The 23,237-nt window shown below is 36.6% G+C and carries 23 protein-coding genes and 1 pseudogene; 7 read left to right on the plus strand and 17 right to left on the minus strand.

Features of this window, described 5'->3' with window-relative positions; translation table 11 throughout:
* Positions 1 to 161, plus strand: a pseudogene (locus BMX83_RS10725) (IS110 family transposase); the annotation flags it as partial.
* A 349-nt stretch (positions 162 to 510) separates the two neighbouring features.
* Positions 511 to 1,704: an enoyl-ACP reductase FabV gene (fabV, locus tag BMX83_RS03515; RefSeq protein WP_091633458.1), complete on the plus strand. Its 1,194-nt coding sequence runs from the start codon at positions 511 to 513 to the stop codon at positions 1,702 to 1,704.
* A 322-nt stretch (positions 1,705 to 2,026) separates the two neighbouring features.
* Here the strand turns inward: fabV and BMX83_RS03520 are convergent, their stop codons facing one another.
* The 5 genes from BMX83_RS03520 to BMX83_RS03540 form a co-directional block, all read right to left on the minus strand.
* A complete protein-coding gene (locus BMX83_RS03520) occupies positions 2,027 to 2,335 on the minus strand; it encodes an MGMT family protein (protein WP_091633462.1) in 309 nt (102 codons plus the stop codon).
* 208 nt (positions 2,336 to 2,543) lie between these two features.
* A complete protein-coding gene (locus tag BMX83_RS03525) occupies positions 2,544 to 3,416 on the minus strand; it encodes a DegV family protein (protein ID WP_091633463.1) in 873 nt (290 codons plus the stop codon).
* A gap of 311 nt (positions 3,417 to 3,727) precedes the next feature.
* Positions 3,728 to 5,233 (minus strand): DEAD/DEAH box helicase, encoded by a 1,506-nt coding sequence (locus BMX83_RS03530; RefSeq protein WP_091633464.1) that lies wholly within the window; start codon positions 5,231 to 5,233, stop codon positions 3,728 to 3,730.
* Between the two features lie 176 nt (positions 5,234 to 5,409).
* Positions 5,410 to 6,375: an ABC transporter substrate-binding protein gene (locus BMX83_RS03535; RefSeq protein WP_091633466.1), complete on the minus strand. Its 966-nt coding sequence runs from the start codon at positions 6,373 to 6,375 to the stop codon at positions 5,410 to 5,412.
* Entirely contained in the window at positions 6,372 to 7,118 is a 747-nt protein-coding gene (locus BMX83_RS03540) for a polysaccharide deacetylase family protein (protein WP_091633469.1), read from the minus strand. The genes BMX83_RS03535 and BMX83_RS03540 overlap by 4 nt, the downstream gene beginning before the upstream one ends.
* An 86-nt stretch (positions 7,119 to 7,204) precedes the next feature.
* Between BMX83_RS03540 and BMX83_RS03545 the strand changes: the two genes are divergently transcribed.
* The 3 genes from BMX83_RS03545 (at position 7,205) to gloA (ending at position 9,250) form a co-directional block, all read left to right on the plus strand.
* Positions 7,205 to 7,918: an ATP-binding cassette domain-containing protein gene (locus BMX83_RS03545; RefSeq protein ID WP_091633472.1), complete on the plus strand. Its 714-nt coding sequence runs from the start codon at positions 7,205 to 7,207 to the stop codon at positions 7,916 to 7,918.
* Positions 7,915 to 8,655, plus strand: coding sequence for an ABC transporter permease (locus BMX83_RS03550; RefSeq protein ID WP_091633475.1), 741 nt, complete (start codon positions 7,915 to 7,917; stop codon positions 8,653 to 8,655). Before BMX83_RS03545 ends, BMX83_RS03550 begins: the two co-directional genes overlap by 4 nt.
* Positions 8,656 to 8,869: 214 nt before the next feature.
* A complete protein-coding gene (gene gloA / locus BMX83_RS03555) occupies positions 8,870 to 9,250 on the plus strand; it encodes a lactoylglutathione lyase (RefSeq protein ID WP_091633480.1) in 381 nt (126 codons plus the stop codon).
* Between the two features lie 161 nt (positions 9,251 to 9,411).
* Here the strand turns inward: gloA and BMX83_RS03560 are convergent, their stop codons facing one another.
* From BMX83_RS03560 to BMX83_RS03610, 11 genes are all read right to left on the minus strand, one after another.
* The gene (locus BMX83_RS03560) at positions 9,412 to 10,236 is read right to left on the minus strand and encodes an ABC transporter permease (protein WP_091633483.1); all 825 of its coding nucleotides are present in this window, start codon (positions 10,234 to 10,236) and stop codon (positions 9,412 to 9,414) included.
* Positions 10,233 to 11,159 (minus strand): ABC transporter ATP-binding protein, encoded by a 927-nt coding sequence (locus BMX83_RS03565; protein WP_091633486.1) that lies wholly within the window; start codon positions 11,157 to 11,159, stop codon positions 10,233 to 10,235. The genes BMX83_RS03560 and BMX83_RS03565 overlap by 4 nt, the downstream gene beginning before the upstream one ends.
* A gap of 65 nt (positions 11,160 to 11,224) precedes the next feature.
* Positions 11,225 to 11,704, minus strand: a complete 480-nt coding sequence (gene rlmH, locus BMX83_RS03570; protein WP_091633489.1) for a 23S rRNA (pseudouridine(1915)-N(3))-methyltransferase RlmH — start codon at positions 11,702 to 11,704, stop codon at positions 11,225 to 11,227.
* Positions 11,705 to 11,719: 15 nt separating this feature from the next.
* The gene (locus BMX83_RS03575) at positions 11,720 to 12,145 is read right to left on the minus strand and encodes a MarR family winged helix-turn-helix transcriptional regulator (protein WP_245746619.1); all 426 of its coding nucleotides are present in this window, start codon (positions 12,143 to 12,145) and stop codon (positions 11,720 to 11,722) included.
* A 523-nt stretch (positions 12,146 to 12,668) separates the two neighbouring features.
* Positions 12,669 to 13,856: a S1C family serine protease gene (locus BMX83_RS03580; protein WP_091633492.1), complete on the minus strand. Its 1,188-nt coding sequence runs from the start codon at positions 13,854 to 13,856 to the stop codon at positions 12,669 to 12,671.
* A 243-nt stretch (positions 13,857 to 14,099) separates the two neighbouring features.
* Complete coding sequence (locus BMX83_RS03585) at positions 14,100 to 14,912, minus strand: MBL fold metallo-hydrolase (protein ID WP_091633495.1); 813 nt, start codon at positions 14,910 to 14,912, stop codon at positions 14,100 to 14,102.
* A gap of 104 nt (positions 14,913 to 15,016) precedes the next feature.
* Entirely contained in the window at positions 15,017 to 15,901 is an 885-nt protein-coding gene (locus BMX83_RS03590) for a two-component system regulatory protein YycI (protein WP_091633498.1), read from the minus strand.
* Positions 15,891 to 17,207, minus strand: coding sequence for a YycH family regulatory protein (locus tag BMX83_RS03595; RefSeq protein ID WP_091633502.1), 1,317 nt, complete (start codon positions 17,205 to 17,207; stop codon positions 15,891 to 15,893). The genes BMX83_RS03590 and BMX83_RS03595 overlap by 11 nt, the downstream gene beginning before the upstream one ends.
* Positions 17,204 to 19,063 carry a cell wall metabolism sensor histidine kinase WalK gene (gene walK / locus BMX83_RS03600; protein WP_091633504.1) on the minus strand — a complete coding sequence of 620 codons (1,860 nt, stop codon included), beginning with the start codon at positions 19,061 to 19,063 and terminating at the stop codon, positions 17,204 to 17,206. Before walK ends, BMX83_RS03595 begins: the two co-directional genes overlap by 4 nt.
* Before the next feature lie 6 nt (positions 19,064 to 19,069).
* Positions 19,070 to 19,783, minus strand: a complete 714-nt coding sequence (yycF, locus tag BMX83_RS03605; protein WP_425425828.1) for a response regulator YycF — start codon at positions 19,781 to 19,783, stop codon at positions 19,070 to 19,072.
* 108 nt (positions 19,784 to 19,891) lie between these two features.
* Complete coding sequence (locus BMX83_RS03610) at positions 19,892 to 20,416, minus strand: PTS sugar transporter subunit IIA (RefSeq protein ID WP_091633511.1); 525 nt, start codon at positions 20,414 to 20,416, stop codon at positions 19,892 to 19,894.
* A 266-nt stretch (positions 20,417 to 20,682) separates the two neighbouring features.
* On the opposite strand from BMX83_RS03610, the gene BMX83_RS03615 reads away from it, so the two are divergent.
* Both BMX83_RS03615 and BMX83_RS03620 read left to right on the plus strand, forming a co-directional pair.
* Positions 20,683 to 21,144 (plus strand): DUF948 domain-containing protein, encoded by a 462-nt coding sequence (locus BMX83_RS03615; protein ID WP_091633514.1) that lies wholly within the window; start codon positions 20,683 to 20,685, stop codon positions 21,142 to 21,144.
* 27 nt (positions 21,145 to 21,171) lie between these two features.
* A complete protein-coding gene (locus BMX83_RS03620) occupies positions 21,172 to 21,699 on the plus strand; it encodes a YtxH domain-containing protein (protein WP_091633516.1) in 528 nt (175 codons plus the stop codon).
* Between the two features lie 56 nt (positions 21,700 to 21,755).
* Here BMX83_RS03620 and BMX83_RS03625 read toward each other — a convergent pair whose 3' ends face one another.
* Positions 21,756 to 23,204 (minus strand): alpha-amylase, encoded by a 1,449-nt coding sequence (locus BMX83_RS03625; RefSeq protein ID WP_091633519.1) that lies wholly within the window; start codon positions 23,202 to 23,204, stop codon positions 21,756 to 21,758.
* Positions 23,205 to 23,237 lie beyond the last annotated feature (33 nt).

Genomic DNA, 23,237 nt, shown 5'->3' on the forward strand with positions numbered 1-23,237 from the left:
CTGAGTATAAAGACTACTACGATAAAAAGTACAATGAAGTACCAAAAGCCCAGCACAAGCGAGCCCTCGTCTTAACAGCACGAAAATTTGTGCGTCTGGTGTTTGCACTCCTAAGCAATCACCAACTCTATATCGCCAGATCGGAGGCGATAGAGTCTTAAGAAAAGTGTTTTCTTAAGGGCGGATATCCGAAAGTTAAACCGAACGTATTTTCGGATACGTGACGGTTTAGTTGAGTGCGGCTTTTTTTATCGAATATTACTGAAATCTCTTAATCTTTGTTCTTGACTTACCACCATAATGCTTAATAAAATTAATATGTTCCATTTAGTTTTCTATCTTAGTTTTTACTAACTTTCTTTAGTATAGCAGATTTCTTAGATACTTAAACTTATCTTGATTAGCGTATTAAATGACGTTGTTTTTTTAATTAAAAATACTTTGATATTCAAAACAATTATTTTTTCTGCTATTATAGTCTTATAACTATTTCATTGGGGGAAAATCATTATGAATTTTAAACAAAATATTCGGGGAAACGTTGCTTTAGGCGTTAATCCACTTGGACGTAAACAACAAGTCTTGAATCATATCAACTATATAAAAAATAAAAGCAGCTATGAAGGGCCCAAAAAAGTTTTGATCATTGGTGCATCATCAAGCTACGGCTTAGCTACACGAATCAGTCTGGCATTCGGCGCCGGTGCGGACACAATCGGTATCTCTTACGAAAAAGGTCCAAAAAGCAAACGTAATCTAGGCACAGCGGGCTGGTATAATAATATTGCCTTCAAAGAAGCCGCTGAAAAAGAAGGGCTGACTGCTAAGAACTTTGTGCAGGATGCTTTCAGTCATGAAATAAAACAAGAAGTCATTGAATATATAAAAAATGAGTTTGGTGGAAAAGTTGATCTGGTTGTTTACAGCCTCGCGAGTGGTCGACGTACCGATCCAAATACGGGTCAAACCTACACCTCATCAATTAAAGCCATTGGTGATTCTGTGGTGGGGCCTAATATAAACATGCAAAAAGAGGACTATTATACCGAAACGCTTGAACCTGCAACTGAACAGGAAATTGCTGATACTGTCAAAGTTATGGGTGGAGAAGATTGGGAACTGTGGATGGAAGCATTGAAAGAAGCCGATGTTCTATCTGACGGCGTTTTGACAACGAACTATTCCTACTTAGGATCAGAACTGAATCATCCTTACTATGGAAACGGGACCCTGGGCCGCGCCAAAGCCGACTGCGATATCAAAGCAGATGCCATTAATGGTTTGCTGGCAGATATCAACGGTAAAGCGCAGATCGTTGTTGCTACAGCTGTAACCACTAAAGCCAGCTCAGTTATCCCCTTCTTCCCAGTCTACTGCGTTGGACTCTATAAAGTGATGACCGAAAAAGGAACGCACGAAACCCCAATTATGCACATGGACCGTATTTACCGGGATATGATCTATGGTGAAAATGCTGAATACGACAAAGAAGGACGTTTGAGACCAGATAGCTGGGAACTCGACAGCGACACCCAGGCGCAGACGAAGGTATTGATCGAAGAATTGAACGAAGAAAATTTTAATACCGATAAGACAGCCTATGATCTCTTCTATAAAGAGTTCTCAAACTTAAGTGGCTTCATGGTTGATAATTACGAGGATCAGGACGTGACGATTGAAGAACTAAAAGCATTGGATTATTAAAATGGTAATGGCCCCACGCAGAAACGGTTGATTGTTTCTGCGTGGGGCCTTTTTTTGTAATAAAAGATGTATATTCATGAAAAAGTAAGGAATTTTCTCTTTTCTTAAGAAGTTACTACAGAAACAGACGCAACTTCTTAAGCTGATTAGTTTTCGTAAGAAGTACATCTCTCAATTGGTCTCACTGCTTCAGAAAGAGAGTTACCTTAAGCAGTTGCTTATAATTTAGGTAAAACTGATTAAGATAAACCTTATTCATTGCTTTAATTTGATGAAAAGCGTCTGTTCAGACGCTTTCCTTTTTTCCCCTCATTTAGCCAGCTTAAATTTTCCATTGACATCTTTTTATATCGACATAGTCTTCCTTCTTCATAACTACACCTTCATCTTCCAACAATACGCCTTGCATATCCCAGCCTGGAACCAGACGTCCGGCATGATTCACAACTCTGTGACAAGGATAACTGCCGTAGAATTCAGCCATACTCATTACACGACCAACTAATCGGGCATTACGTTCCCGACCGATTAACCTGGCGATCTGACCATAAGTCGCTACTTTCCCCTCAGGAATCTCCTCGACTACTGATAAAATTTCATAAATTAGCGCTTCGTCTAGTATACGAGCCATAGTTATCACCTCAATATAAATAATGGATGTTACACATTGATCTCTTAACACTTATTATAAATAACTTCCTATCAATATTACAATATTTAACGAAAAACTAGTGATGGACTCAGTGCGATTGATATTTCAATTAGCGATTTAGTTTTTTTGTAAGTTTATGGTTGTTCAAAAAAGCCTTCAGAATTTAATCTGAAGGCCTCCGATTGATTTACATATTTTCTTTTTCCATAAAGAACAATGACAGACCGCCTAAGCCGACATGTGTACCAACTGCAACACCCATCTGCATAATATGGATTTTTCCTAGGAAATCTGTTTTTAGTTTTATTTTTTCTTTCAAATCATTGGCGATACCTTTATCGTTTGAATAGCCAATAATGATGAAATTAGTCCATTTTGAATCGTATCGCTGCTGAAATTCTTCAACATAATATTTCAACGCCTTATTAGTCCCTCTCACTTTAGCAACAATTGCGCCTTTTGTGTCTTTCATCGACATGATGGGTTTCACTCTCAGCAAGTTGCCAATCAGTGCGCCAGTGTTAGAAATACGTCCACTCTTAGTTAAATTGTATAAATCATCCACGCATAACAAGTGTTTCACGCATTTTTTACGTGTTTCAGCAAAGGTAACTAACTCTTCGAAACGATACCCTTCTTCCAACAATTGAGCAGTTTTCAATATCAACCACCCACTTCCATGACTCATTGACCAAGAATCAACGACATGGATCTTCACTTCAGTGTCTTCATGTTTTTCATAAAAAGAATCTTTTGCCATCTTAGCTGTTTGAAAAGATGCACTGGTTCCATTAGACATACAAATACATAAAAACTCAGTGTATCCTTCATCTACTGATTTTTCGATAATATTTAAATAAGCTTCCGGGCTAGGGGCTCCTGTTTTAGGTAATTTTTCCATGTCAGGTAAGCGTTCAAAGAATTGATCAGAAGTAATATCTATTTTATCACGGTAATTGATGCCTTCTATTTCAATATTTAAAGCTGCAATACCAATATTATATTGTTTTACAAACTCCTGAGTTAGATCACACGTTGAATCCGCCATAATCTTGATCAAATAACTTTCCTCCAGTATTAAATCCCTTACAAAATCGGGGGTGTGTTCTACATTATACTGCATCTTTAGGTAAATAGCACTTTAAATTATTGAAGATTTGGTGTCTAATTAAAGCTTTTTCAACATATTTTCCTTTATTTAATTAATTATCTACCACTTATTGATGACCTAGAATGTTTTTATAATAAAATAAATCTAGTTCTTATAATACTTATAAAGTGATTCCAATCAACATCATTTAATCTTCTCAAAACCCCCTCCTTTAAGATTATATTTAAAGGAGGGGGTTCTTTATTATAGTTTATGATCGTTTACTTACGCGCCTTATTAACTTTCAATTTTTTCCCTTTGACTGTTCGGTCTTTCATTTGTGAGATGACATAAGGTCCTTTACCATTCAAAACATCAATATACGTAACGTTTTCTTGTATCGTAATAATACCGATATCTTCAGCTGATATACCTTTGATACTCGTCAATGTTCCAACAAAATCAATGGCACGTAACTTTTTCTTTTTACCACCATTAAAGTAAACCTTCGTAATGTCTTTATTCAACTCTTTATTTCGGGCCATCTTTGGTTTCATCCGAGTATTTATTTTCTTTTCAAACGCAGCTTTTGAACGATTAACCAGGCGCTCATTAGGTGCAAACACTTCTGTAAGTTCCTGGCTTCCATCAAAACTATAGCCACGAACTTCATCCCAGCGTCTTTGATCCGACGGACTGACCATTGTTAAAGCCAAGCCTGTTTTTCCAGCTCGACCTGTTCTCCCTGTTCGATGTGTGTAGCTCTCTTTTTCAAACGGTACATCGTAATTGATGACATGGGTTATATTATCAATATCTATCCCGCGGGCAGCGACATCCGTTGCCACTAAATAACGAAGCTTCCCAAAACGAAAGTCCTCTAACACATCCAGACGATCCTCCTGATCCATTCCACCATGAAGTTTATCGATTGGCAATCCAGCTTTATTCAATTGTGTCTCAATCGCATCCACTACATCTTTTGTATTACAAAAAATAATACACGCATCCGGGTTTTCAATAGTTAGTAAGTCTAACAATACTTTTTCTTTAGACGCTTCATCCACATTAATATATGCATGAGAGATTTTTGGTGTATTCTGCTCTGATTGTTCCATTTTGACAGATACACGATCAGAACTCATATAGAAATGAGCTAATTCCTCAATTTTTGTAGGCATTGTAGCAGAAAACAGCATTGTCTGACGTTCTTTTGGTAAGTAATCAATAATATTTTCTACCTGATCAATAAAGCCCATGTTAAGCATTTCATCAGCCTCATCCAATACTAACCTATCAACTTTATCTACCACCAGTGTGCCTTCTTCTAAATGTTCTAAGATTCGTCCCGGCGTCCCAACAACGATATGGCTTTTCTGTTTCAGTTCAGACTTTTGGGTTTTAAAAGAAGCTTTCCCAAACACAGCTGTTGCTTTTATCCGCTTCAAACGTCCGACATTCATGATGTCATTCTTGACTTGAAGAGCTAATTCTCGCGTTGGAACTAAAATCAAAGCCTGCGGTTTATTCTCTTCCCACTCAACTTGCTCACAAAGTGGAAGGCCAAATGCAACGGTTTTCCCACTACCAGTCTGAGACTCAACTAAAATATCCTGTTGTTCTAAGGCCCATGGAATGACCTTTTCCTGTACCGCTGTCGGGTGGAAGTAACGCAAACTCGTTAATGCCTTTTTTATTTCGGGACTAATCCCAAATGTTTCAAATGATTGCTTAATACTATTCTCCTGCTTTCTTTTTCTACGTTTAGTAATTATAACAGATATCATCTCATTATTAATTATTTTTTATAAATTATTGAACACCGCTTCACTCAGTAACAAAGATCTCCCATTTCAATAATAAGATACAGAACAAATTAAAAAGCACCCAATCAACAATTATCAATTGGGCACTTTTTAGGATGATAAGGATCGCTAACTTACTTTAAAAACTTCTTTTTAACTTACTCTTCTATATAACTAAAGTCTGTCAAAGTATTGTATGCATAGTCTTGATTAATTTGCTTTTTGCTTTTCGCCCATTCAATAATCTCTTCAAATTGAGTTTTCTCGACTGCTTGAGCATATGGATAAATTTCGTCTTGGGTATCCAAATACGTACTCATAGCATCTGGGAATTGATATTTTGATAAAATGTCAGAATATTCACTCGCTTCATGTTCATTCATATAATCAATTGCTTTATTATACCCAATATAAAATGCCTTAATATCTTGAGGTCGTTCCTCCAGTATATCATCCATAAATTGGATTGTTCCTCCTATGATTTCAGCCTCTTTTGAGCTCCCCAAAATGACCGCACCTTGTTCAGCTAACATACTGGCTTGTGGTTCAGTATAAACTGCTGCATCCACTTCTCCTTTTAATAAAGCTTCAGAACGCGTTGCAAATGATGGAATATTAACCACCTCATAGGTGAAATCTTCTTCTTCAGCAAACTTATCCATAATATATTCTAAAATAAAGTTTGGTACCAGAGTGATTTTCTTATCAGTTAACTCTTTGATTTCTGTAATACCTGATTGAGGAGATGCTAAAATTTTAAAATCTTCTAAAATACCTGAAGTAATCATCATATCTACGCCATTTTCTTTAAAGGTGGCTTCGGTCATCACATCACTGATTGCACCATCTAAAGTTTCTGACTGTATAGCGATGTTTCGGTCATTCGGGGAAGAAAATGATTCTATTTCTACACTCGCTCCTTCTTCTTCAAAAAAACCTTTCTCATTAGCTATTATAATAGGAATAGCTGACTCAGCTGGTAAAACACCAAATCGAATAGACTCCCCCGTCACCATTTCTTCACTTTGTGATCCAGTTTCTTCTTTATCATCGTCTTGTGTATCGCAAGCAGCTAAGCTTCCTGCTAAAAAAAAGACAAGTATCCCCATTCTTAATTTTTTCATTTTTTCTCTCCTAGCATATCTCTAAATTTTTCAATCGGTAAATCCTCAATCACAATATTTCTATGTAGTTCCAATGGCGGTGTTTCTCTAGTATTAATCCCTGGTTCAGTCGTAAAAGCTAGCTTGAAATCAGACTCTCTCAATGTCTGAACACTTGATTGATTATAAATGCCAAAGGGATATGCAAAAACATCTTTCGCTTCAACATATTGATTGCATTTCTTTAGATCTTGCATAAACGATGTTTTTGACTCCCACATTATCCGACTCTTTTCTACCCCTTCACGCTGATGATAATGATGCGTGTGGTTAGCATAGGTAAAAACGTCCCCCATTTCTTCCAATTCTTTGAAGCTCAGTACTACAGAACTCTCCTCTTTATACGCTTTTTCTTCACCATAAACCCATCCAGTTGGTTCAAAAGACACTGCACGGATCCCCATTTTTTTAAGTATCGGGTAAGCGTACTTTTTCTGCGATTGATAACAGTCATCGAATGTTATCAAGATAGATTTTTTGGGTAATTCTCGATTTTCATAGTAAAAGCCCTTGATTTCATCAAGCGACAGAAAATGATAGCCTGTCCCTTTCAATTCGTTCAATATTTCACAAAAATAATCAAGGCTATTATATAATGGCATAGGCAAACTATCCTGATACCCATCCGCTACTGAAATAGCCCTTTGACCGGAAGCTATTTCGCTTTTTGGACGAACTTCATGAAACACTAATGTTGTAAACATTTTATTATCCTCCTTTTTTCCTTTAATAGTATACCATAATTGTGTAGTATTAAACTAAGTAAATTTAGATTGAGGGCGAATAAATTATGGGAATCATTATTAAGGACTTGAATTTTATTTATGAACAGAATCAGCTGTTTAAAATGACTAATTTTCACTTTGAAGATAACACAATTTATACCCTAGTAGGACCGTCTGGAATTGGAAAAAGTACATTGCTCGATTTGTTAACAGGGGTTAAACATCCTCACTCAGGTGATATTCTCTATCAAAATATACATAAATCAGAAATACTGACGATTTTTCAAAATAATCACCTTTTTCCCTGGTTAACCGTTTCTGAAGCCTTGGCTCTCCCGTTAAAAATTAATAATGTTTCTAAAAAACAGATAAATTCCAGAGTAATGGGGCTCTTAAAAACATTTAGATTAGAAACATTCGCTCACAAAAGACCACACGCTTTAAGTGGTGGGCAGCTTCAGCGCGTAGCTATCGCTCAAGGGTTAACACTTAACCCAAAATTACTTCTACTAGATGAACCTACCTCGTCACTGGACCAAGAATCTAAAGAAGAAATACAGGATCACCTGATAAATGAACAACGTAAGAGGAATAACACTATGATTATTGTCACACACGATATTGAAGAAGCGGCTTATCTTGGTCAAGAAATTATTCTTGTCACTAATAAGCAATTAAAAAAAATTGTTAATCCAACATTTGGAGAGAAAAACCGTCGTCAGTCTCTTGATTTTTATGCATTTTGTATCCAATTAAGAAAGCAGGTCAGACAGAAATGAAAAAATCATCTGCATCATTTTTCCATTCATTCATCTTGGGCGTGCTGTCTTATCTAGGCATATGGACCTTACTTTTTATCCTTTCAAATAATCATGCTATTCCCAGCCCAATTACAACTCTAGAGAAAATGTGGGAGATTAAATATTTACTGGGACTCCATACGCTTGCTAGTAGTTTAAGAATTGTTACAGCACTTTTATTGGCTACTATTTTTGCAGTACCACTCGGTATTTTTTTGAGTATGTTTCCTAAATTTGACCGGCTACTTTCACCTTTGTTGTATTTTTTATATCCTTTACCAAAAGTTGCTTTTTTGCCCGTTCTTATGCTTTTTTTTGGATTAGGAAATTTTTCCAAAATCCTATTACTCTTTTCTATTATTATTTTACAAGTAATTATCTCAGTAAGAGATGGGGCAAACCGCATTCCTGATAACTATCAACGCATCATGTCAAACTTTCAATCCAACACTTGGCAGAACATTCGCTATTTAATTTTACCGGCTATTTTCCCAAATATTCTTGCTAGCTTACGTGTCAGTATAGGTATTGCTCTAGCTTCTCTTTTCTTTGCTGAAAATTATGCCACCACTTATGGGCTAGGATACCTTATCCTGAGTGCCTGGATGAAAATGGATTATCCTGAGATGTTTGCAGGCATCTTTTGCATTGCGCTACTTGGCTTTTTGTTTTTTCAAGCAATTGATGCCTTGGAACGCTTTTCTTATAAGATTTAACACTCTAAAATAATCATTATATAAATAATAAATACTAAATGTGATAGCTATTCCGTTTTTTTCAAAGAAGTTTACGCTATGAAAATTTAATATCTTTGCTTTTTGTTTATTAAGTAAATGGATAAAATATAGTGAATAGTATGATATCAAAAAAATGATTCGATTGTTCATTCATGCTAGAATGAATATAAGAAAATTATTGGAGGATGATATTATGAACCAAGAACTTGTTGAAATTTGTTTACGTGTTAGAGATCTTGAGGCTACATTGGACTTCTATACTAACTTATTTGATTTTGAAGTGGCCAGCCGTAGAGAATTTCCTGAAAAGAAATTTGATTTAGTTTATCTAAATTCTCCAGAGTCTTCTGTACAAATTGAGCTTACTTATAATTATGATGCAGATCCTTACACTATCGGAGATGGCTTCAGTCATTTAGGTGTGACTGTTGATGACTTAGAAAAAATGCATGATGTTTGTAAAGATTCTGCATACAAAACAGGTGAGTTAAAAGGTCTTTCAGGCGGCACACCAAGTTATTTCTTTGTGACTGACCCTGATGGTTACCGTATTGAAGTAAAACGTAAAAAATAACGTTTAAATTAGTTAAAAGGAGAGAATACATTTTTTGTATTCTCTCCTTTTTTCTATCACTATGCTTTTTTTGATTATAACACCTTACCATGTAACTATACATCTGAGTTTATATCTTCTAGTTCAAGTTATTTTACATACTTTACAGTGAACATTCATTTTCATTCCCCGCCTAATGGATTACGGGATATCTTATTAAAGTCTGCTCTGATAAAGGAATTCGTAGCCAGGAATAAGAATAATACACCAAAAGCTGTAATAATAAGCCCACTCATCCAAGGCGTGACAACAAAACCATTCAACTCAAAGGCCAAGCCCAGTTCTACCCACTCTGTTTGTGTCAATCCGCCTTTTTCTAACATAATCGTTCTAAAGAAGGCCGTCGTATAAGTCATGGGATTGAAATACGCAATAAATCGAAGCGCATCAGGTAAAAAAGCAAGTGGAATGTACGCTCCGGATAAGAAAGTAAAGGGAAGTACGATGGCTTGTTGTACCACTTGAAAAGTGGAAGAACTTTTGACCATTGAAGCTAAGAACAAACCCAGTCCTGAAAAGACAAGGCCAACGAGCATCAAAGTCAATAAGACAAAAATAACAGTATACCAATGATCAAAGCTCAAGCCGGTAAAGAAACCAATGATTAATATTAAAATCCCCTGTGTACTTGCTATTGTAGCAGCTGACAAAATTTGTCCTAAAGCAACTTTGAAACGGCTTGTCGGACTCACTAATATTTCTTTCATATAACCTGAAACAGTATCATCGATTGTTGAGGTCGCAATATTCAAAGAAGTTTGGAATACTGTTGCCACTATGATCCCCGCAAGCAAGAATGCGGTGGGATCTTCTACTTGATCTGTTTTGAAAACTGATTTAAAAATATATAGGAAGAAAAAAGGAATAATTATTGATGTGATGAGTTTGACTCGATCACGGACAAACCCTCTAATATTTCTTAGCCATAGCGCAGTAATTGTTCTCATTCTGCAGTCTCCTCCCTAATCTCTTTACCTGTGATTTCCAAGAAGACATCATTCAGTGTTCCTTTTTTTATTTCCAAATCTTTCAACTCATCCTTGAACTGTTCAATGAACTGAAGAAAACCTTGAACAGCGTCAATATGAATATAAAAGGTATCTTTTTCTTTTTTATACGTTTGATTCTCCTTCTTCAAGGCTTCTTCAAATACCCTTGGGTTTTTAACACTAACAATGGCTTTATCCTTCGTATAAAGACGTTTTAAATTCTCTGGTGTATCATCAACCATTATCTTCCCATTATCCATAATCGCCACATGATCGCAAATTTCTGCTTCATCCATGTAATGTGTCGTTAGAAAAATAGTAATATTTTTTTCTTTTTGTAGTCTAGTTATGTATTCCCACATTCTATTTCGCGTTTGCGGATCCAGACCAGTTGTCGGTTCATCTAAAAACAAAACCTTTGGATAATGCAATAATGCACGGGCTATTTCAACACGCCGCTTCATTCCCCCTGAAAGGCTAGATACTCTTTTATGCTGCCACTCCTGTAAATCAACAAGGTTCAACACAAAATCAATACGTTCTTTAACCTCATGCTTGGGAACACCGTAAAAAACGCAGTGCATCTTTAAATTCTCATTTACCGTCATCTTTTCATCCAATGTTTGCGATTGAAAAACGACTCCAATTGCTTCACGTACAGCATCTTTTTCAGTCGAGACATCTCTCCCATCAATGAGCAACGTCCCGGATGTTTTTTCCATCATCGTACACAATGTATTGATTGTAGTACTCTTCCCCGCTCCATTTGGTCCCAAGAAGGCAAATATACTACCTTCCTCTACTTCAAACGAAACATCATCCACTGCTGTAAAATCTCCATATTTTTTAGTATAGTTATTCACTTCAATAATTGGGTTCATGATTTTTCTCCTGTTTTTCCTTAATTATCGCATTCAATCTAAAATGAATGCATTAAAAGGCTCATTCACTTATGGTACGGTTCATTCCGCATAATCCGAAATGCTCTGTAGATCTGTTCAACCAAAATGAGTCGCATGAGTTGGTGGGGATAGGTCATCTTTCCAAATGAGATAGTGGTATCGCTGCGGTCCATGACGGCTTTGCTCAAACCAAGTGAGCCGCCGATGACGAAGACGAGTTTGCTTTTACCGTGGATCATGAGCTGTTCGATTTCTTTGGCGAAGGATTCGGAGGTGCGTTCTTTGGATTGGATAGCTAGTGTGAAAACATAGGCCTGATCGGGAATTTTTGAGAGCAGTCTGTCGCCTTCTTTCTCTTTTACTTGTTCCATTTCTGCTTCACTCAGATTTTCTGGTGCTTTTTCATCAGGTACTTCAATAACCTTTATTTTTGTGTAGGCACCTAAGCGTTTAGTGTACTCTTCAATGCCTTTTTTTAAGTATTTCTCTTTTAATTTACCAACCGATAAAATGGTGATATCCATAATGGACTCCTTTGCTTAAACTTGATCAAGTACCTTCGTTAATAATCGTTTTAGTTCGTCAAATTCTTCGGACTCTAAATGTATTTCTTTGGAAAATTGATTCGGGATTTCTTCAGCTTGCTTTTCAATGCTCCGACCTTTTTCTGTGAGACTTATTTTTACAACACGTTCGTCTTCGTTACAACGTGTACGTTTCACTAAACCGTGTTCTTCCATACGTCTAAGCATAGGAGTCAATGTCCCAGAGTCTAGGTATAAGCGCTTGCCTAAATCTTTAACCGTTACTATCTTATCTTCAAACAGGACAAGCAGCACTAAATATTGTGGATAGGTTAAAGCTAATTTCATCAATAATGGACGATACATTTTTGTAATCTGTCTTGATGCTGCGTATAAAGGAAAACAGATTTGATTATTTAATTTCAAAATATCTTTAGTCACCTCGTTCACTCCTCTTTTTACTTATTATAACAAGTTCTGTTTAAAGTTCATACAACGCATAATAATTTTTATTGCGTATAAATAAATATAGCATCATTTAACTTATTCACAGTCTCCACAAGATATTTTTTGCTTGTGTATAAGGTTTTTTCCTTGTTCGCCGACACATTCCCACAGTTATCCACAAAGTTATGCACATATCCACAGCTCCTTTGTTCCCATTCAAATTATGAAAGCTTGACTTATTGCGCATTTATTCTTTGTACTTACTAAAAGTTATGCACAGTTTTCAACAAGCTATTCTTTTTTTAAAAATAAAAAGAAACGTTTTACCTACGCCTTTAAAAGACTACATTATTTTTATTCAAATAAGTTATGCACATCTTTTTTAAGCGATGTGCATAACTTATTCCATACAATTACTGGTGTTATCACATTTTAAAAATAGTTATCCACACACGAACATCCCGTCTTTTCTTTAAAAAACGCACAATCTAAAATAGACTGTGCGTAAGTAATGATATTATATTGTTTCACCCGCTGTGCTGCGCATTGTTAACCTTGCTTTCTGTAACTCTCCGTCACGATAAAATTCAATCTCAACTTCATTTCCGATTTCTGTATCATAAATTTCTTTTCTTAGTTCGATACCATTCGCCACTTCTTCTCCATCAAATGAAACAATAACATCATTGGTTTCTAGTCCTGCTTCTGCTGCTGAACCATCTGATTGTACTTCTGCGATTACGATTCCGCCTTTGACGTCTTCTGGAAGATTCAATATCGCTTCTTGCTGTTGTGGTGAAACGAGAGATAAATCGACCATAGAGACACCAATAACTGGTCTTATAACTTCACCATTTTTTTCAAGCTGACTAATAATATCTACTGCATCATTACTTGGTATAGCAAAGCCCATACCTTCAATAGATGAAGACGAGATTTTCATTGAGTTTATCCCTACGACCTGGCCTGCAATATTTATTAATGGCCCGCCTGAGTTTCCTGGGTTTATGGCTGCATCTGTTTGAATAGCCGTCATTTCCCAATCATTTTCATCATCCATGTTTGTATCAACCGGAACGGTTCGGCCGGTAGCTGAGATAATACCTGACGTTACTGAGGAGGCAAAGTTAGTGCCTAACGGTGAACCTATAGCTATTGCTGGCTCTCCCACAGTTAAATTCTCTGAGTCTCCAAATTCTGCAGTGGCTGATATATCTTTTGAATCAATAGATAAAACGGCTAAATCGGTCCATAAGTCGGCACCTACTATAGATGCTTCAACGCGAGATCCGTCTTTAAATAATACTTCAATCGCGTCTGAGCCATCAACAACGTGATTATTAGTAAAGATGTAGGCTGTATCACCGTCTATTTTATAAACGGCACCACTACCTGTACCTACTTGTTGTAATTGTTCTTCATCAGATTGCTGTGAGCCTTCATACCATCCATACGGGTTTTGCCCTACTTTCTGCATGTTTATGATTGAAACGACCGATTCGTCTACTTCTTTTACAGCATCTGTAATATCAGACGTTACGTCTACACGTATTTCTGATATTTGAACATCTCCTTCTTCATTAGCTTTTTCTTCAACATTTTCCTCATTATTTGTTCCTATATTCGAATCAATTGTATCGCATCCAGCTAATACAGCCCCCGATAAGCTTAATGCTAACAATATTTTATATACATTCTTTTTCATGAGTTATTCCCCCAGTGATCTTATTTACACTATCTATTTTACTTGTTATTCATGACATTTTTATGTCTTTTGATTAATTATATCATGATATAATTTTACCATAATCCATTTTCTTATCGTATTATTAAGCTTTTTGAAGAAATTTTGAGTATTTTATGATTTTATTCAAACTTTGTCTGTTTAGAAATAACAAAAACGTCCACCGCCTGCAGAGTACTGCAAGTAATGGACGCTTCATTTTGTTTATAAAATAAATAATGGGCACGGTTCTGCTGGATCTGTGTCATACAATCGAAACTGCTCGTTTACGCCAGTGTCTTTTCTTAACAAAATATCTTCAACCGTTTGATGAGCAATCTCTTTGATATTATTTTCCTTACTTAGATGCCCGAGATAGATACGCTTAGTGTTGTCACCAATAATTTCCGATAAGGCTAATGCACCATCTTCATTAGATAAATGGCCCTTATCGCTAATAATACGCTGTTTGAGCGACCATGGGTATTTCCCCATACGCAACATGCTTAAATCATGATTACTTTCAAAGAGATAGGCATCAGCGTCTTTAACGAGCCCACGCATACGATCGCTGACATAGCCTGTATCTGTAAGCACTACAAAGCGTTTATTATTTTTTTGAAACGCATAAAACTGAGGATCGACAGCATCATGAGAGACTCCAAAACTTTGTATATCAATATCACCGATAGACAATGTTTTCTCTTTTCCAAAATGATGTTTCTGTTCTACCTTTAATTTACCTAGCTTGGGTTCCATCGCCTGCCATGTTTTTTGGTTTGCGTAAATATCTAAATCAAATTTTCGGGCTAAAATCCCGACTCCTTTGATATGATCCGTATGCTCATGAGTCACAAGTATAGCATCCAAGTCTTGTGGACGACGATTTATTTTATTTAACATTTCTATTGTTTTTTTGCCACTAAATCCACAATCAACTAATAGTTTTGTTTGATCCGTTTCGATGTAAGTGACATTACCGGTACTTCCGCTAGCTAAAACACTGATACGCAAGCCGGATGATTCTGATTGCATCATGACATTGATTCCTCTCCTTGCAAGCATTCATGAACTATCTTACAACAAGACTCCTCTTATTAGCAAGACTACTTTTCTCTATTCTATCCTTCTAAAGATTTCAATTACTCTTCTCCTTCATCGGCTTCAGAGTTCTCATCTTCTGTTTCTTCAGTTTCCTCTTCTTCGGGTACAAGCGGTGTTGCAGGTTCTTTTATGATTGTACGCTCAAGAGCATCCACTCGTAGGATACGTTCACCATTTGTATCTTCAATTGGAACATACCACACGGGTCCATACATGCTTAAATCCTCTAAATGGAGTGTACGATAATAGGTGAGTATTGGTTTACTAATAACTGAATTAGAACTGATTTCATTATTTGTAAAGAGAACCTCGACAGCCTGTCTATCAGTAATCGTCGGCTGGGTTGCCCCTTGCGGTATCATCGGTCCTGCGTATGTCTGCTGATAAGAAATGATATTTCCATCCCCACCATAAAAAAGCGAGATTTCTGAGGTACCATCTGCCACTGGAATTTCTTCAACTTTTTGAATATACACAAAACGGTTCTGACTACGATCATACCTTAGAAAGTCATACTCTTCGCCGAAAAGTACTGAGCCATTTGATATAAAAGAGTCAAGCTTTTCATAATCCCCTTCAGTAAATCCTTCTTCAGGATTGCCTTGTAGTTCGATAGGATCAGATAAAATACTTGTGTAAAGCGTCCCATCATCACCGATTGATCCAGCCTGATTTTCTAGTTTATCTACATTTTTTTCCAGTAAGTCATTACTGTCGGCCTGTACATAGTATATTTCTCTTTTCTCTTCTACAAACATTGGCAACTCTATACCAATCTGTTGCATTTCTCGAATCAGGTTAACTTGATCAGGTGTACTTGTCGCTTGTTGAATATCACTTCGATTAAAGTAACTGACAAGAAGATAAATATTTAAAAGCAAAAAGGTAACCAGGAAGATATTCTCAATTTTTTTAAAATCCATTTATGGATACCTCCTGTGCTTCAATAAACCGAGTGACTTCTATCCAACTACCCTTACTCTCTACATACCAATCAGGTTCAAAATGCACGACACGCTCATCTTCCTTGCTTTCCGTCCATGTTAAGCCGATTCTTATGTCTGTGATATTGGATAGATCCGGATTTATTTCTTTTATTTGATTCAACACATCTTCTCCACTAGGGAGTGTCTTAGCTTTTTCACCTGTTAATGATAGCGACGTTTGCGCAACACGAATGGGAACCTGCAAACTTGTCAAGCCACTTTCAACCACTGCAATCTCTATAACCGATTCAAATTGCTGATAGCTATATACAGGATAACCTTGTACATAACGCTGGAAGATTACCTCATTTGTTTTAGGTGAATAGCCTTGATAATGTACTTTTTCTGTCCAGTTTTCAATCTGATTCAGCACATCGTAGCTATTACGTAAGCGATCACTAAAGGTCATCTCATCCATATCTGATCGTTGTCTCAAATAATTCAACATATTCAGTGAATCATTGATTTTAACTTCTGTTGTAAGATCGAGATAACGTGTTGTATTCCCTGTACGTCTCGCATCTATTTCCGATGGGTCTGAGAAAAATTGATAGATAAATAGATTATTTGGTAGACGTTCAACCAGGTAATCCCGATACTCGACTTCTTTCTCTTTTACTGGGAGGTAAATAAAGCGATCAGTAATATCAAAAGCCTTAACATCTGTCATTTGATTGTCTGGTGAATATAGGAGCTTGTTGATTACTTCCTCCGTATATTCACTACCCTCTACCCGGTAAAATAATTCTTCTTGTGAATCATAGAAAGCAGTTTTACCTGGATTTTTTTTATTCATTATTACATGAGTGAATGTTCGATTCTGATAGTCCGTGGGTAAATCATCGAAGCCATCTTCAAATATTCCAAAAGGAACAGGTGCATCAAAAATAAATTCGACCCAATTTTCACTATTTAAATAGTCCTGGTATGCAGAGAGACCGAGTTTCTCAGGCAGCTGGACTCTTCCAAAAGTCATTTCAGGTAAATAATCTTCAAACCATTCATTCGTGTAAAAGGTATTAATATCCAGTGTTTCACCAGCCGTATTACGGTGCCAAATAACTTTTTTAGGTGAAAACACCTCCACAAAAGAGCGGTCAGTTAATGAAGCTGGAAGAGGATTGCCTCCACTTGGTGCTGGTTCACGTTGCTGCACGCCTGTTGTCCAAATTTGAAAGCTTAAAAATGCACTTAAACCAATTAAAAAAACCAGGAGTATTTGTCTGAGTTTAGACCATATCATTCCCACTCCTCCTCTTCATAGGGGAAATAAGGAAGGGAGAGATAAAAGGTAGTCCCTTTGCCTTCTGTACTGTCAGCCCATATGTGTCCACCGTGTTGCTCTACCACTTCTTTGGAAATAGCCAGACCTAGCCCGCTTCCTCCCATGGCACGTGATCTAGCACGATCTACACGATAGAAACGGGAAAATATTTTATTAATATCTGCCTTAGGTATTCCCATACCTTCATCTCGCACACTTATGAGTACAGTATCTTCTCTTTTTTCCATCTTACCTGAGATTGTTCCGCCATCAGGTGAATATTTAATCGCATTATTCATAATATTATCTAAAACTTGTATCATTCTATCTGGGTCGACTTCAACGAAAATCGATTGTTCCAGTATTTCTTTATTTATTTGATACTTCTTATCTTCGTATTCTGCTGAATGAATCATCATATCGAAACGATTCAAAACATGATCAAGCATTTCAGTTAAATCTACAATCTCAAGATTTAGCATACTCTTCCCTGAATCGATGCGAGACAGTTGAAGTAAGTCTTGAATCATTCGTATCATACGATCTGTTTCGTTTTGAGTAACTTCCAAGAAGCGAGGCGCCAAATCAGGATCTTGCCAAGCCCCATCCGCCAACGCCTCGATATAACTACGCATGCTTGTAAGTGGTGTACGTAGTTCATGAGAAACATTGGAAACAAACTGTTTTCTTTCTTCTTCTATGCGTTCTTGTTCTGTTACATCGTGAAGCACACAGACAAGTCCGCTAATAAAGCCGGATTCTCTTTGAATCAATGAAAACGATGCTCTTAAAATGATTGGAATATCATTTTGTCTGCTATTTACTAAAATATCATCTTGTTTTTCCAAGATACTACGTAGCGTGACGTCATCTTCAACATCTAAGATAGATAAAAGATTTTTTTCTGTGGCCGTTTCTTGATCTATATCTAACATAGACTGGGCCATTTCATTTATAATAATAATTTTACCTCGTCTATCCGTTGCTAAAACACCATCTGTCATATGTGTCAACACACTGTCTAAACGGCGTCGTTCAGCATCAATAGATTCCTGCGCTTCTGCAACATCATCACTTAAGTCATTTATTAGGCTAGCAAGTTGCCCTAACTCATCTTCCCCGTAAACTTTAAGAGTTCCAGAATAATCGCCTTCAGCAATTTCACGTGTCTGAAGTTGCATTTCTTTAATTGGCTTAGTTAGTGCACGTGAGAGCATATTGGCAAGGACTAAGGACAAAATGATTGCTACAGCGCTGGATTGTAAGAATATCCAAGTGATTTGGGAAATTTGATCATATACAGATTCAATATTACTCTCCATTAAAATGGCACCCAAGAATTGGGAATCTTCACCTGATGAAAAAACAGGCTCAACAATTTTCCAGCGCCTGTTTTGTGTAATAGAATCAATGACTTGTCTAGTAATAGAATTTTCCGTTATTTGAGCTTGTCTCAAGTCAACATCATCGGATAATTGCCCAACTGTACTCTGCTGGGTCGTATCACTTGTTCCCATAACTATTAGTTCAGAATTAACCACCTGTAAGTCAGTAATCCCGCTACCTGAAAATTCAGTTAGCAAACTACTGATCTCTTGTTCAGGGCTTGTTTCGCTTCCTTCCCCACTTTCTTCAATTTCAAGTGAAGAAGTAATGGTGCTCTCTAAGAAATCCATCTGCACTTTCCGATCCTCTTGAAAGCTCGTAATCAGTTGATTTTCTATTTGAGTAATAAAATTAGCACCAATCAACTGCAAAACAAACACAAGTAATAAGACAATGACTAATACTATTTTTGTGTTGATGGATTGATAAATCCGAATTTTTTTTTTCATAAAACACTACTTCTCCTGTTGTTCAGGACTTCTTAGATAGTAGCCTACTCCCCGACGTGTAACCAGGAATGTTGGGTGACTTGGACTATCTTCAATTTTTTCTCTAAGTCTTCTTACTGTTACATCTACTGTCCGAACATCACCAAAATAATCATAGCCCCATACGGTTTCAAGTAAATGTTCACGCGTCATAACCTGTCCAATATGTCGTGCTAGATAATGCAGGAGTTCAAACTCTCGATGAGTCAATTCAATTGACTCTCCACGCTTTGATACAATATAAGCATCCGGATGTACGGTTAAATCGCCTACTTCAATATCATTACTTTCCTCTTTAGCTGACTCAGTGTTTTTCAAAGATACCTGTCTTCTAACATTAGCTTTTACACGAGCAACTAATTCACGATTGGAGAATGGTTTCGTAACATAATCATCCGCTCCAAGCTCCAGTCCTAAAACTTTGTCAATTTCTTGATCTTTAGCTGTCACCATAATAATGGGTGTATCTTTTGTTTTTCTAACTTCTCGACACACTTCCAAGCCATCCATTTTAGGTAACATGAGATCCAAAATAATTAAATCAGGGTCTTCCTCATTCGCCTTTTCGAGTGCTTCTTCTCCGTCAAAGGCAGTGATTACTTCAAATCCTTCTTTTTCAAGGTTAAACTTAACGATATCGGAAATCGGTTTTTCGTCATCAACAACTAGTATCTTTTTCAACAGTGTTCCTCCTCAGAACTTTTTTGATATATATAATTACTGATTATTTATCTTTTGGTTCTATCTTGATTATAAAGCATCTGTTATATCTTTCCGTCAAAAAAGCATTTAATCATTTTTTAACGTAATTTTTAAGGCCTCTGTTTTCCCTGCTGTGGCATCTCTATTGGTCAACGTCTCCAGCGATACAACAGAGCTATGTTCCAAAACAATGACAGGTATGACTGTATTATATCCTTCATCCTCAATCATTTTCTTGTCAAAAGTAGCCAGTTGATCACCTTTTTCTACCCATACATTCTTCTCAAGTGATGTCTGAAATCCTTGGCCATTCATCAATACTGTATCAATACCAATGTGTATCAAAATTTTCAAACCCGTATCTGTTTCTATATAATAAGCATGCTTTGCATCCGCTACTTCAATCAACTTGCCAGAAACAGGAGCATAGACCACCTCAGATGTTGGCTTAATTGCATAACCATCACCAATCATTTTTTGTGAAAACAAATCATCCTCTACTTGTTCAACAGGAATAATTTCTCCATCTGTAACAGCACTTAAAATTATTTCTTCTGTCTCATATTTATCTTCACCTTGTTGATGATTAGCCCCAGTGCATTCGTTTGTCATTATTTTCTCCTTTTAAAAAACAGATTTTAAAATCTAAAGACAGAGTATCAGTCATTTCATTGACTCAACCTATTCCTTTATAAATGATATTCTTTTTCTGTTTTCAGCGTATAAGAATCCTATTGTGTTGCTACTATTCTAACAATTAAAGCTCTTTCAAGCAATATCTTTTCTTTAGCGTTTTAGTTGGCGTAATATATACTTCATGGTATCCTTATAATACAAATGTCATTATCAAAAAATCGAACAATAAAGGAGGCAAAAAAATGGAATCTGGTTACCTTATATCGCTCATTATTTTAGGCGTAGCATTGATTTTCCTTATTGGATCAGGAATCTATGCTATGAAAAAAATGAAGCCTACTTTAAAAAATATTCAAAAGACACAAACGAACGTAGAGGATCAGATTGAACATTTTAATAACGAAGCCGATGTGATGCAAAAGAAAGTCGACCTTATCATGAAGCGTGTCGACAATACCAAAGAAGTCGCTCAAGTCAATCTAGAAAGAATGAATGAACTCTCTGATTATGCATCTAGTCTCTCACATTCACTCTTGTATCTAAAAGAGAATGGTCCTGACTATTCCAAAGGTATTGCCAAAAATGCCTATACAGAAGTGAAGACTGACGGTCCTCGTTTAGCTAAAACGTTCAAGCGCGCGTTTAGTAAGACAATTGAAAAGCAAAAACAGCGTCATCAGAATAACACATCACACTCATTATAATATGATTTTTGAAAGGATGTTTAACATATGCCAAAAGTAAGTTTGACAAAAGCCGTACTCATGAGTGCAGCATCAGCCTTTGCTGCTTTGATATTTGCGCCAAAAAAAGGGGAAGCCTTTAGAGAAGATTTAAAAGATGGCGCAATGAAATTGAAAGACTCCGGTGAAGAAAAAGCGCATGAACTGGTGAATGATTTCAAAGCATCATACATGGAAGCAGAAAAAGAATTAGAATCTGAGCAAGCAAAATTGGATGCAAAACAAGCAAAATTAGCACAAACGATTCAAGAAATTGAACGTGATATTGCATTAAGTGAATCAGAAAGACAAGAAACAGATGCTGTTACTGCTAGCCAAGCTGTCTACAAAGACGATAAATTAGGTGATGTAAAAGGAACAGCATTTGAACCTGAAACAGACCAAGCTATCCCTAAAGATAAAGTGGATGAAGCTTTACATGATAATTATTTATCAGATGATGAAGATTTTGAAATCAACAAATCAGAAGCTGAAGGTAAAGAAGAGGCTTCACTTAAAGTAAACCCTAATGAGTAAAGCTATTTTTAAAAGGCTGAGATGATAATCATCTCAGCCTTTTTTAATTTTTTAAATTATTTTTTTATCCATACAGAAAGTGATTCTGCATTGACGGTAAAGGTTGCGTGCCCTTCTTCATCAATCATGATTTCTTCTTCACGATTTTCCATTAAATCGCTATACACTTCTCCAGCGTGCAATTTCCCTACATACATTTTTTTGGATCCCTCATCACCATTAGACATAATAACTGCGCACCCCTCAGGGTGTTTCTCATCCCCCATCCGAGTGAATCCAATACAATTACTGTGGTCCAGATAGTTATTCTGTTTGCCATATGCATAGTCTTGACGGACATAAAGCAACTTATCTATCTCTCGCTGACAGCCGTTATAGTCCACCTCGCCACTGTATCCATAGTAATCGCTATAGAAAACACAAGGATAACCATACGAGCTTAATAATATAAAGCCGTACGCTAGCGGCTTGAACCAGGGCTCCACGTACGACTCTAGTGACTGACCTGGTTGGGAATCATGATTTTCAACAAACGTGACCGCTTGTTCTGCATTCGATTTATAGAGCGTTCCATCTAAAAGACGTCTGAGATCAAAAGAACTGTGTTGCTTGCTTGCCTCATGCAAGGCATAGTGAAAGCGAACATCCATCATTGAAATCGAATAATCATGTTCCTCAAGATACTCTTCAAGTAATTTATATCGCTGGTGCCAATATTCAGCCACAAAAAAGAAATCCTCACCATACGTTTTCCTAACATCCTCAATTAAATCTTTCATAAAAACGCTATCGATATGTTTTACTGCATCTAATCTGATACCATCAATAGATGTTTCTGTAATAAACCAGTGTATCCATTTTTTTGTTTCCTCAATCACTTCAGGATTATTATAATCTATATCCGCAAACATTAAATAATCATAGTTTCCAAATTCTGTCGATACGTTGTCATCTGGCGCCCAGCCTTTATTTTCGCCTTCAATTCTAAAAATTCCATTCTCGCCAGTCTGTTCATCGTCAGATACACCAGAAAAATGATGCCAGTGCCATTTAAAATCTGAATGTTTCCCATCTCTTCCTGGAAAATTAAATTGTGTCCAAGCGCTTATTTCACGTGTTTCGCCTATTGCTTCATGCCGATTATTTTCATTAACCGGTGTGGCCTTAAATGTTTCCGTTTCGTCAGCGCCACCTTTATGGTTTAATACGACATCAGCATATACTTGAATGTTATTTTGATGTAAGGCATCTATAGCTTCTAAAAGTTCTTTTTTTGTTCCATATTTCGTTCGTATGGTACCTTTTTGATCAAATTCACCCAAATCATACAAATCATAAATACCATAACCAACATCAGCCTGTCCTACACCTTTATAACATGGAGGAATCCAAACAGACGTGATTCCTATCTCTTTCAAATGTGCTGCATCTTCTTTCAAACGCTGCCAATGTTTGCCATCATTTGGCAGATCCCATTCAAAGTACTGCATCATCGTCCCGTTCATTTTTCTTTCTCCCTCCACTTTTAATACAGCTAT

It is taken from the genome of Alkalibacterium gilvum, assembly GCF_900109085.1.
GTDB classification, from domain to species: Bacteria; Bacillota; Bacilli; order Lactobacillales; family Carnobacteriaceae_A; genus Alkalibacterium; species Alkalibacterium gilvum.